This is a genomic window from Maribacter polysiphoniae, from assembly GCF_003148665.1.
Classification (GTDB): Bacteria; Bacteroidota; Bacteroidia; order Flavobacteriales; family Flavobacteriaceae; genus Maribacter_A; species Maribacter_A polysiphoniae.
Genome location: NZ_QGGQ01000010.1, coordinates 27,272 through 39,977, shown reverse-complemented (window position 1 = coordinate 39,977; position 12,706 = coordinate 27,272). Strand labels below are relative to the sequence as shown.

General features: G+C 37.7%; 8 protein-coding genes. 4 read left to right on the top strand and 4 right to left on the bottom strand.

Features of this window, described 5'->3' with window-relative positions; genetic code table 11:
- Positions 1 to 268: 268 nt before the first annotated feature.
- Genes LX92_RS17150 through LX92_RS17135 form a run of 4 tightly spaced genes read left to right on the top strand, consistent with a single transcriptional unit; the run spans position 269 to position 3,493 of the window.
- Entirely contained in the window at positions 269 to 1,249 is a 981-nt protein-coding gene (locus LX92_RS17150) for a CBASS oligonucleotide cyclase (protein ID WP_109653292.1), read from the top strand.
- Positions 1,250 to 1,251: 2 nt separating this feature from the next.
- Positions 1,252 to 1,767 (top strand): HORMA-1 domain-containing protein, encoded by a 516-nt coding sequence (locus LX92_RS17145; protein ID WP_109653290.1) that lies wholly within the window; start codon positions 1,252 to 1,254, stop codon positions 1,765 to 1,767.
- Positions 1,767 to 2,651, top strand: coding sequence for an ATP-binding protein (locus tag LX92_RS17140; protein ID WP_109653288.1), 885 nt, complete (start codon positions 1,767 to 1,769; stop codon positions 2,649 to 2,651). Before LX92_RS17145 ends, LX92_RS17140 begins: the two co-directional genes overlap by 1 nt.
- Entirely contained in the window at positions 2,648 to 3,493 is an 846-nt protein-coding gene (locus LX92_RS17135; protein WP_223308394.1) for an SMODS-associated NUDIX domain-containing protein, read from the top strand. The genes LX92_RS17140 and LX92_RS17135 overlap by 4 nt, the downstream gene beginning before the upstream one ends.
- 243 nt (positions 3,494 to 3,736) lie before the next feature.
- Here LX92_RS17135 and LX92_RS17130 read toward each other — a convergent pair whose 3' ends face one another.
- The 4 genes from LX92_RS17130 to LX92_RS17115 are packed head-to-tail and all read right to left on the bottom strand — an operon-like array spanning position 3,737 to position 12,572.
- Positions 3,737 to 6,736 carry a type I restriction endonuclease subunit R gene (locus LX92_RS17130; RefSeq protein ID WP_109653282.1) on the bottom strand — a complete coding sequence of 1,000 codons (3,000 nt, stop codon included), beginning with the start codon at positions 6,734 to 6,736 and terminating at the stop codon, positions 3,737 to 3,739.
- Positions 6,733 to 7,926: a restriction endonuclease subunit S gene (locus LX92_RS22495; RefSeq protein WP_170117880.1), complete on the bottom strand. Its 1,194-nt coding sequence runs from the start codon at positions 7,924 to 7,926 to the stop codon at positions 6,733 to 6,735. The genes LX92_RS17130 and LX92_RS22495 overlap by 4 nt, the downstream gene beginning before the upstream one ends.
- Positions 7,927 to 10,989 carry a KAP family P-loop NTPase fold protein gene (locus LX92_RS17120; RefSeq protein WP_109653280.1) on the bottom strand — a complete coding sequence of 1,021 codons (3,063 nt, stop codon included), beginning with the start codon at positions 10,987 to 10,989 and terminating at the stop codon, positions 7,927 to 7,929.
- Positions 10,986 to 12,572, bottom strand: a complete 1,587-nt coding sequence (locus tag LX92_RS17115) for a type I restriction-modification system subunit M (RefSeq protein ID WP_109653278.1) — start codon at positions 12,570 to 12,572, stop codon at positions 10,986 to 10,988. Before LX92_RS17115 ends, LX92_RS17120 begins: the two co-directional genes overlap by 4 nt.
- Positions 12,573 to 12,706: the final 134 nt, after the last annotated feature.

Below are 12,706 nucleotides of genomic sequence, written 5' to 3'. Positions count from 1 at the left end.
AAGGTAGAGCTTTGTGTATGTCATAAAAATAATTGTATGAATGTTAGAGGCGATATAGCAAAAGTTATCGTCTTTGGCCTTGCGACTCTTATTGTTATTAGTGGCATAGCTTCAATGTTAGAACAATCTAACTCGTAGGCTGATTATGGCGGTTTCATAGATGGGGCTGCCATAATAATGATCTATAATCAGTCAAATTGTCATAATAGATCAAAATAATAGGTTGGCGTAAAAATTGAAAAGAAAATGTTAAGAAACATATATTGGAATGAAATTAGATAACAACAGTCTTCGTCCTTTTATTGATAAAATAAAGTTGCATAAGGACAATATGGGCAAATACAGAGACCAGATTAACAACCTGAAGAAAAAATTAGAGGATAAAATTCAAAATGACGATAGCAACGGATTGAAGGTTACAAAGTTCCTATTAGCCGGGTCTTGGAAAAAACATACAATTCTTCGCCCAACAGGGGATAATCCCATAGATATTGATTTAGTCCTATATGTTTCAGGCGATGATAACATACAGAATGACTTGTCAAAATTGCACGACTTTATCGTAGGATATCTAAAAGAAATATACCCTCAAAAGGACATTAGGCGCGATGTTGATGCCAAAGGAAACACCAAATCAATTAAAATCAGGTTTTCCGGTTCAGGATTGGAAGTAGATATAGTCCCAGTGGTACCCATTGAGAATCCGGAAAAATATGTTTGGCAGCCACAAAGAGGTGGTGGTGGTAAGTACATTACCAGTGTAGAAAATCATCTTGATTTTTCTAATAGCCTTCGTCGCAATAATCCGTCCTACTCTTCTATTGTGAGAGCATTAAAATGGTGGAAGAATTACAAAGAACTAAAACCTTATGAAGATGAACCCGGTATCTCTTCATTTTCCATTGAATTGATCGTAGCTTATTTAGATGCCACCAGAGGTGTAGAAACAGGTATCGAAGAGGGCATAATAAGGTTTTTTCAATTTTTGAGCGAGTCAAGTTTTCCGGAGATTTCATTCGACCACGCCATTAACAGTATTCCATATTATAGCACTCCAATCTATATTGCTGATGATACGAATAATGAAAATAACTCCGCTAAGAAAATTAATACTTCTAAATGGCAAGAGATTATCGATGAAGCCGAAGACGCATTCGATTCTCTAAATCTTGCTCAATCAAGAAATAATGAAGGCGCGACCACCGAAGAATGGAAGCGTGTTTTTGGTCCAACATTTAGCCTTAATTGATTATGTATAATACACAGACAAACACCAATACCTACACGGTAGTAGATATCAGAAAAACTTTTGAAAGCTGCGAAGCAGATATTCGCACAATTGCTAGGAGAACTGGTAAATGGTCTTCTGATTACGTGGATAAAGTAATTCATGACATCATAAAGCTTGCGGAGAATAAATACCTTGATAAGGTATCAATTGCGCTTAAGCGTAGGTCAAATGATTATACAATTAGAGCTGCAAAATTTAAGATTAATGAAGAAGGCGGCAAATCAGATAGTGATAGAGCTGGCCGTAATAATGACTGGCAAAATATTGACGACACTTACTTAACCGTATACCTCTCTTATACTGCCAAATGGCATGGCCTTTCTAGTCAACAAAAAAAAGACTTTTATACTACTAATGATTTCAAGATTGGATGGACTACAACATCCGATGATACTACATTTTCGCATTTGACCTCTAGCAATGCTCAATTATATGCAAGTAAAGGATATGAACTTCAAAAAACAAATTATAAATAATGGCTGCAATATTTGATAATACGATTGAGCTTCCTAATAATGAGGTTCAGATGCAAACCCGATCTCTGGTTGGTTTTGAAAGTAAGTTTAAGCGCATTTATAATAACCTTAAATTGCTTTTGGACCAGGACAGCCTTACGGAGTGGAGCAAAAAGCATCATAAGACCGAACTACCCATAATAAAACAGTTAAAAGAGAAATACCCTTTGATTATACTTGCGGGAGACGCAGGAACCGGTAAAACGATTTCTGCTGTTTCCATTGCGGACAGGATGACCCGAGAGCTAAAAAAAGAGGGGTTCTTTCTAAAGTTAAGTACTCGCGTTAGAGGTGAAGGCCTGCACGGAGAGATGGGGAAATTGGTAAATGATGCCTTTTCAGAGTTAAAATCCCAAGCGGGTAAAAGGCGTTTTGCTTTCTTATTAATTGACGAGGCAGATGCCATTGCAACCACTCGTGGAACTAACCAAATGCATCAAGAAGAAAAGGCGGCGGTAAACACCTTGATACAGAAAATTGACGAAATTAGAGAGCTGAATGGCAGAGCCATTATATTTATGTCCACCAATAGATTACACTTCATAGACGAGGCTATACTTCGTAGAGCGGCGGTTATACTGGAATTTGAGCGACCAACAATTGAAGAGTGTAAAGAGCTGTATGCCCAGAGTTTAGAGGGGCTAAATTTTTCCACTAAAGAATTGGATGAATTGGCCTTAATGTCAGTCGCGAATGGAGAATCGGATTTGGGATATTCATTTTCTGATATTCGTTTAAAAGTCTTGCCGGAAGCTATAGCCAATGCTTATCCTGACCACCCACTTTCATTTTCGATATTGAAAGATACCATCAAATCAATAAAACCTAGCCCAGCGATAAAATGATAAGAAAAATACTTCAAGCAATTTTATTTACAGGAGTTCTTGTATATGGATACTTCTTTTTGTCGGGTTCTGATCTGCAACCTGAATTTGTTGGGGCAGGACTAATTGGGCTGTTTGGCTTAATCGCGTTACTTCTTGAAACAGTTATTGTTAACCGTAAAAGATTGTGGTTAACCATTTATAGCAAATGGTTGGGTTTACGAGGACAAAGAATCAGATTTTCTATGGCTTACTTATACCGAATAAAGGTAGATGATAAATACCTCTTAGTCAAGAACAACAACTTTCCACATTATCAATTAGTTGGTGGAAAATATAAAGTATTAGAAGGTACAAGATCATTTTTGCAAAACCAATTCGATGCCATAGACGACCCCAAACTCCCGAATAAGGATTTAATGAAAGATGATTTTGCGTTGTTCATTCCGGCAGGAAAGGCCATTAATTTCTTGGATTGGTTTAACAAAGGGGAAGACCGTGAAATTAGTCATTGGCGAGAGTTTTATGAGGAGTTGATTGAGGGTAAAGCCAAGTTATTGAACAAAGAAAAATTTCCCTATGTTAACTACAATTTTAAAGGAAGGATCACGACCCCAATAAAAAGGACTCCAGGTTGGGACTGTTATGAGATTTTACAGTATGACATTTTAGATATTATTCCAACTCCAGAACAAAGACAAGAATTAAAGAAGTTACAGGAAAAGGGAGATACCAAATACTATAAATGGGCTGATGCTGAATTAATTCAATGTTTGGGCCACGACAACCGTACCAAAACGCAGGAGTATGATATTGGCATTCATACGAAATGGGCCGTGAATATGAAATGGAGCAAGGAATAAAATAATAAAATTACTCCTAAATCTCTCTTCTTCTTATAGAAGTTCATGGACACGTTTTCAATACTCTTTACAATACACCATTTAGGAATGATTTTGAAACTGTTGATGAACCCAATTAATTTCATACTAAAAATGATAATACCCTTTACAAAATCCGCTTTTTGTAAAGAGTTTAAAATAATCATTTTTGAACTATTAATTCTGTTTTGCTTTATCGAAATAGTCTCCTAATTCCCTTTTCATTTACCCCACAATGGGCCACTCACTATACTGCCCTTCGGCCTGTTCTATAACTTCTTTAAGGAGATTGTCCAATGCTGAGAACGGTACTTTTCCCCTTAGTTCTTTTTTAACGGCCAAACGTATGGCCGCTTTGGCGTTTTCTTTTTTGGTCCAGTCCAATTGCAGGTTTTTCTTAACGGATGCCACTACGGTATGTACCAAATCCTGGATAGGTCCGGCTTGGTTGAGAATGGCCGCATTTTCAGAAAGCAAATCGTAAAAAGCGAGCTCATCTGCGGAAAGGCCTAATTCTTTGGTACGTTTATCCTCTTCTCTCATCTCAGTGGCAATATCCAATAAGTGTTTTATCGCGGCAATGGAGTTCAGACTGTTTTTATGGTACTTGCCCAATACCTTTTCAAGTTCTTCCTTGAGCTTACGTCCTTTCTTGATGTTCTTGCTCATATGGACTTTCAACTCATCATTGATAATGCGACGTAGGAGCTCAATTTTAATATTTTCCTCCCCTTTGTCCTTTACGATGGCCTGGAAGGAATCATCTACAATGGATATATCTATTTTATCCAGATTGTACATGGCCGCTAGGTCCACAATTGCCTGTGATTCCAATGACTTGCTGATAAGGTCCTTTATACGGTCGTTTTTCGTACGTTGCGCTCCTGGTGGATATTTTATCTTTCGTATCTGTTCCCTGAATTTTTGAACAATGGCCACTTCTTCCTGAATCGCCCAAATCCGTTCATCGGAATTGGTCATGGCCATCAATTCGCTCAACTTTCGTTCTTCCTTGAGATAACCTTCTGTCGTGGCATCGTCTTTTAACAACCCATTTAGGATATCTGTTGTCCACTTCATTTTCTCCGTGGCAGGCATATTATCTATTGCATCCAATTCAAACCCTCCCATTAAGGACTTAACAATACTCAATTGCTCTAAACACAATTCTACCGCCGCATCTAGATCTAAGGTAGGTTTGCCGGCACCACCGCTACCGGTATATTTTTTGGTGGCTTCGGCAAGAAAACCTGAGATACCGATAAAATCGACCACCAAGCCGTTAGGTTTACCTTCAAAAACCCGATTGACACGGGCAATGGCCTGCATTAAATTATGGCCTTTCATAATCTTGTCCACATACATGGTATGTGCGCAAGGTGCATCGAAACCGGTAAGCCACATATCACGTACAATGACCATTTTAAGGGGGTCTTCCGGATTCTTGAATCTTGTCTTTACCGCTTCCATGGCATCTTTGGTGCGCATGTGGGGATTCCAGCTCAAGGGGTCTTTACCTGGGTTGCTCGTCATGATCACGGCAATTTCAGGGCAACCTTCCAAGGCGGTCAATGCATCGTACATTTTTACGCAATTACGGCGACTCATACAGACCACCATAGCCTTGCCATCCAACGTTGCAGTACGTGCGTTAAAATGCTCTAAAATATCTTTTGCAACGGTCTTTACCCGATCCTCGGCACCTGCTGCATCTTCTACCGCTGCCCAAACCCCTACCGTGGTATCTTCTGCCTGTTCTTCTACTTCTTCGAGTTCTTGGGTGTATTGCGCTTTTATGTTGAGTGGTACCATTTTGGGTTCGTAGTAAATGGGTACCGTAGCTCCGTCTTTTACGGCCTGTTTTATATCGTAGGTGTGAATGGTGGTACCAAATACCTGTTCGGTATCGGCAGCTGCACTATCTACGGGCGTACCGGTAAAGCCTATGAATGAGGCATTGGGCAGCGCCCGTCGAATGTTCTGCGCAAAACCGCCACTTTTAAAACCGTACTGGGTGCGGTGTGCCTCATCGGCCATGACGATAAGATTGAAACGTTCACTCAAAACGGGGTGCTGCACTTCTTTTCCGTCCGTTAGCTCTTTCAACCTGAATTTCTCTATGGTGGTGAAAATGACACCACCGCCATAGGAGCTCAATAAACGCCTAAGGTCGTCCGTGCTTTTGGCATGCTGTACATCGCCTACCAGATCTTTGGCGAGTAGGAAATTGTCATATAATTGTTCGTCCAGATCGGAACGGTCTACCTGTACCACGATGGTAGGGTTCTTCAGTTCCGGGCGTTGGCGTAGAATACCGGTTAAAATGGCCATGCTGATACTCTTGCCCGAACCCTGTGTATGCCAAATAACGCCCAAACGTCCATCCCCGTTTGGTTTTATATTCTTTAGGCTGCTTTCGACTGCGCGGCTGATGCCCCAATACTGGTGGTACTTGGCCCCCTTTTTTATGATCTTACCGTTGTGGTCTTCGTGAAAAATGAAATGCTGCAAATAATCCACTAGCGTCTCTTTAGGGAATAGTCCCTGTAAAAGTACCTCCAATTGCAGCTCTGCTTTTTGCTCGGTGTCCTCCCCATCCAAACTTTTCCATGGCGCGAACCATTCCAAGGAAGAAGAATACATACCGTGCAAGGCCTCTAAGCCATCGGATGCCACGCAAATAGCGTTGTAATCGAACAACTGCGGAATATCCAGTACGTAGTTATGGATTTGCCGGTGGGCATTTTCGACACCTACGGTGGAATCGAAGGGATTTTTAAATTCAAATACCACTAAAGGAAGCCCATTGATGAAAATAAGCAGGTCGGTACGGCGACTGTTTTTGCCTACGATACTGACTTCGTCAGCTACGATAAAACTATTGTTTTGAGGATGGGCGTAATCTATGGGATACAGATGCTTTGCTTTTTCATTGCCTTGGGCATCTTTCCAGGCGATGGCCATACCTTGGGTGAGTTTACGGTGAAAATCACGGTTGCGGTAGGCCACCTCCATACCCTCATGTTGGGTAAATTGGGCAAAGGCCTCATTACGTGCCGTTTCGGGCACCTCTGGGTAGGTGGTTTTTAAAAAGTTGTTGAACTCCGTTTCCAATACTACTTTTTTAAGGTCGCGGTCCAAGGCATTGCCGGGTATATGGGTATAACCCAGTTCTTTTAGCCAAGCAATGGCCGCATTTTGGGCGGTATGTTCGTTTAGGCTCATAAGACTGCAGTTATTTTTTCTTCAAATTCCTTTAGGCGGACTTCCCCTGAAATAAGTTTGGGGAGCAGGGTGTCTCGGAGTTGGGTTAGGGTTTTGTTTTCATTTTCATTTGCCCAAATCTGCTCATACAACCGAGTTGTGTTTTCCTCATATTTAGAAAGTACTTGGCTCGAAGGAAGAATAACTTCAAGAGAATTAAGAAGCTTAGTCGTAAGGCTAGGAATTGCAGATCCCACATCCATATCTCCAAGTTTCATTCCTTTCAATAGATGATATACATATTTTAATGAATTGTCATGTTTCATTTTGGTGTAGAACATTGTATCAACCGACCAAAAAGGTTGACTGACCAGGAAGATATTATTGAGAGATCCTTTTCGGGGAACGAGTACGGATTCTTTGTCATAAAGATGAGTATCCACGTATCGCATAATACCTCCAGAACCGAAGACAGGAATAGATCCGTCATTAAGTTTTTTATGATCTTTACCATACTTAATTTCAACTAGATCTTCTAGTTTTATCACCTCCCAACCCTCAGGAATCTTGCCCAATTCCGAGTCGATAAACTTGCCGTCTTTGAAGGGGCCAAAATCTACAAACCAATGTTTATAGAGTGCCATGGCCATGTCTTCGAGGGTTTTGTTCATGGCGAGGTTGTTCTCTATTTTGTCGTCGATAGCAGAGAGGATGCTGGCGATGGCGCGTTGTTCGGTGATTTCTGGGATTTTGATTTCAAAGTCTTCAATCATTGACTTTGTTATTGCCTTTCTGGTTGCACCAGCACTTGAGAGATTTAGTAATTCGTTTTTGTTCTGGTAAGTAAGTAAAGAATACTTGAGAAAATCAGGGTCAAGTATTTTATTGTCTGCTCTAATAATCGCAACATGCTGATTTACTCTTGCAGGAAAGAATTGATCAGGAATTTGACAAACTCTAGCAACTGAGTCTCCCGTAATATTTAAAAGAACATCTTTTGATTCAACCTCTACATTCTTGAGTTTAGCTGCTTGTTTTTCATCTATAAAAGCAAGACCGTTAGTTGAAAATGTAAAATCAAGTACATTTTGACTTCGAATTAGTGAAATGCCAGAATCTTTGTATGCTCCTTTGCCTCCTCGTGGTGTAGCACCGCTTCCAATTTTTGAAGTGATTTCAGAGAGCTTATATGTTTTCCAGTTTTCGCGCATTTAGAATTTTAAAGGTTTAGGATGAATAATCTTAATGTATTTTTGCGGGTCATTAGTATGAGTCAAAAATGACTCATTTTCATCTAATTTGGTTTTATCTAAACTATTATGTTTCCAACCTGTATAATCTGCGCCAATTTTATTGATATACTGGGCAATACTTAATAAATCAGATTTAGCATTGTTGCTCATTATATTGATTCTAGCAACAACATAATCAGAATGAGGATAAACTTGAATATGATGTTTTGTGACAAACTCCTGCTGCGCTCTTATTTTATAAAAGAAATCCATATCATTAGTTTCAAAAATCACTTGTTTGATATTTCCGATTTCGTCATAAGAAGTATTCTTTTTATAGGCCTCAATCAATAGCTTTATCCGCTTCTTTATGAGCTTCGATTCTTTAAATTTGAAATCGATAGCAATTTTAAACTCAGTTTTTTGTAGCAAGATTAGGAATTCTATATACTCTTTAATTTCTTTTTTGGTTGCATCGGGGTGTGATTTAATGAACTCAACGTATTTGTTTTTTGAACCAAAAATTTCAATAATAATGTCTGATAATTGATAAACCGAGTAAGAAAAAGCAGGTAGGTCAATGGTTTGGGCACAGAGCAATTCAATATCTCTTTTATTCCAGAAGTCCTTGAACAAATCGTTTAGTTTTGACTGAATATTTCTTATTTTTTTTAATGAGTGGTAGAACGAATAATAATGAAAATTAGAGACTTCCCATGGAGTATCTTCTATATTATCAAACTGATCTTTAAATAGTTCAATAGCTTTGTCTGAAACCTTCTGTTCACTAAACCCCCATAGTAAATTTTCATTTTTAGCTTGCCATAAATCACCTAAAAGGTAAATCTTGTTTTTTAGGGTTAAATATTTCCCTTCAAAAATCTTCTCCCATAGCCATGACGAGTTTTCTTCGGGATTTCCATATTTTTCTGTTAAAAGTTCTTGTACATAAATTGCAAGCCTTTTTTCAATTTCAATTCTATTTAGTTGGTAGTCATTTTTAACTTGATAAAGATGAAGTAAAACTTGAATTATCTTTTTCAATTGATTTATATCAACTGGTTTAAACCATTTTAATTTTTTAAGAAATTGGGGTAATTTCTTATCGGAATCCAAATTGAACACAATTGCTTTCAATTTTTCTTGATTTTCGAAATCTAAAAGCTCTTTAAAATCATTTTTGGTAAAATTATGTGTCTGAATTTTTCTATAGAAAAGAATATTTAAATTATCACTCAGTTGAATAGATCCTGAACTTTTAACATCTTTTTTTCCAAATAAGGTGTACAGCGTTTTTAATAGTAAATACAAATCATCACAATCAATTTTATGGCTGTTTTCAAAAGACCTTTGGTCTTTGATAATATTGTTAAAAATCTTATACTTTTTAAATTCTTTTAAATCTTTGGTGTCAATAGTCCTAGAAGTAGAAAGGAAATTATCAAAAATACCATCTAAATCAAAAGGTATGGACACACCTTCATCTGCCTGTTGATCTTCAGGTAGGTCTTCTATATGGTAGATGTCTTTCGCATCGTCGTACCGAAGCAAATTTGATTTATCCTTGTATAACTGATTAACTATACTAGGAAATCTAGTTTTTAAAAAAGTAAAATTGATAAAATCTACCATATCAATTTCGTTTTTAATAAATGGATAATCGAATTTTATTTGGTTTGAATACCTCTTGACATCTCGAAGATTCTTTACATAATCATCAAATAAAATGTCTCTATCAAGCAATGCGGTTTTAATATCATCATTAAAATTTGATATACCCTGATTTGAATAGTTATCGAAACTTTTAAGAAAACTTTCCCTAAGCACGTTACCATCAATTTCTGGGAGATAAATTTCTAATTGAAAAAATTTTTCTAAATACGCGGAATTTAAAATTTGATTGCTACTTTTTAATCTTTGTAGTACATAGTCTTTATCCATCGCAACTACAAAAATGGTGTTATTGAAGTTTGCAGTGTTACGTATAAGTTTTAATACTTGAATAATTTCTTCACCACTTAATCTATCTAAATCATCGATGAAGACAATTATTTTTTTGTTGATTCTGGTAAGGCTTTTGTCGATGTCTTCATATAATTCCTTTGCCGCTTGATTATAAATATTATTAGGAGGCTTACTTACAAAATCGACTAGATTTTTAGATTGATATAAATCGGTTAGTTTTTGAGAATATTTTAAAATTTGGTTCGATATTTTACCATCAAATTTTGACAATTGGCTACTAAGAAGAAGAAAAAATTCATTAATGATATCATCTTCATTGTGATTCAGATAAGGTAAGAAATGAATGAAAATATTTTTCCTTCTATCACCCTCATTAGATTCAAGTTCATTTTTAACTAAATCAAGGACACTTGATTTTCCGTTACCCCAAGGCCCAACCAAGCCTACTGAAAAAGCCTTTGGAAAGCTTTCATGAAGTAATATTTTAGATAAATTATCTACATAAACTTCATAATCTAGTTTATCATCATCTCTTTTGCCTATTGGTTCGTCGTTAGAAAATTGACTACGATATAATTTCTCCCTAGGAAACAAGGAAATAATTCCAGTGATTAAAGCATATAATATAAAAAGAGAACCGGGTACTAAATAATAAAATACGTAAGGAAGTTGAAAGATACACTCTTTATAAAATTGCCAACCCAATAAGTCAGAATTCCAAAAGATAAAGCTACTTGTATAAGACAGTAAAAAAACAAGAAAAAAGCTCGAAAAGCTTGGTTTATATCTTGTATACCAAAAACGGATACCAAAAAAAAGTATTACAAAAACAGTTGCGGCTATTACTGTAATATCGAGCCATATGTTGGAAAAACTTGAGGAAATAAATAGGTTGTTTTCAATAAGTACTTTAATCTTATCAAAAAAAACATGAAATAGTAAAAGTGATGAAAAGAGTACCGTTGGTTTAAGGATGGGCCATTCTGAAACCGTTCGACCAGTTTTTAGAATTATCGAATTCCAAATAAAGTTCAGAACTTGATTTATACTATTTGTTATATGTGAACTAAAACTCACTTGGAATCTATTTTATCTAAGTTCATTAAAATCTGCTGTTTTAAACTATCCCCTTTTTCAAACTGCTCCAACAAAGTAGCCTTTAAACTCTCCATTTTTTCTTCAAAGGGAATGCCATCATCTTCCTCGGCCTCCGTGCCCACATAAATGCCGGGAGTAAGTTTATAATCCTGCTTTTGTACTTCCTCTAAAGTGGCCGCTTTACAAAAGCCGTCCACATCTTCGTAAGTTTTACCTACCGTACGCCAAGCGTGGTACGTATCGGAAATCTTATTGATATCCCCATCGGTAAAGACACGTAATTTTCGGCTTGCCATGGTGCCCATTTTGGCAGCATCCAAAAAGAGAATTTCATTCATACGCTCACGGTGCTCACCATCTTTACCGTCACGGTTTTTACTCAGAATAAACAAACAGGCAGGAATGCCTGTGGTCAAAAATAGCTTATCCGGCATACGAACGATACAATCGATCATACTCTTATCTACCATATACTGCCGAACGTTCTTCTCTCCTTTGGTATTAGAGGTCATGGCACCGTTGGCCATTACAATACCCGCCGTACCCGTATCGCTAAGGTGGTTCCAGAAGGTTTGCATCCACATATAATTGGCGCTGCCATCGGTAGTGAACTCTTCCCTTGGGCCAAAAAGCCTGGGGTCGTTTTCCGGTAAATCTTCAGGGTGCCAATTGCTGACATTAAAAGGTGGGTTGGCAATAACAAAATCAGCTTTTAACTCTGGGAACTTATCATCCAACAAAGAATTGCCGAGTTTAATATCAAAGGAAAGGTCTCTTAACAGTAGGTTCATTAAGCATAAACGCAAGGTTTGGGCTGTCATTTCTTGACCGTAAATAGAGATGTCGCTCTTGTTGCCACCGTGTTCCTTAATAAATTTCAATGACTGTACGAACATACCACCGCTACCACAGGCAGGGTCAAAGATTCTTCCTTTGTAAGGTTCCAATAGTTCCACCAAAAGGCGTACAATGCTTCCCGGTGTAAAGAATTGCCCCGCACCGGAACCTTCCGCCATGGCAAAACGGCCAATATAGTATTCATAGATACGACCCAGGATGTCGCTCTCCGGGTTTTCCTTTTCCGAGAATTTGGGATGGGAGAGCAGGTTGATGATACCACCCGTTTGTTTGGCGGAGAGTTCACTCTTTACAAAAATCCTGGGCAAAAGATTATTTAACTGGGGATTATAGGCGGTAAGCAGATCTTGAAGTACATCAAAGGCATCATCTACCTTTACCTTAATATCGTCTTGCTCCGCGTTATCCTTTAAATACTGCCAAGAGGCAGTTTTCGGTATCATAAACGTATTACGTGAACGATATTCGTCCGGATCGGTCAATACATATTCCTTTTCCGCCTCATTCGTGGTGTAATAGGTAGAACTTGGTTCGTTTAAGGTGTTTTCAAGTTCCTCTTTAACGATATCAAATCGTTCACTGAGGTGTTTTAAAAAGACCAGAGGTAAAATATAATTCTTATAATTATTCTCGGAAACCGCACCGCGAAGTTCGTTGGCGGCATCCCATAGTTCTTTTTCAAAATCAATATCTGCTTTTGCCATATGCAATATGTACTAGAGTTTTAAAAGGGGGGTCATTATAACAACCAAATTTAACAAACCAAATTTGAAAACGGTACTAAATCAATCTTCAAATATTATAATCAAATTAAAGGATTTAATAAGAAATACCCTTA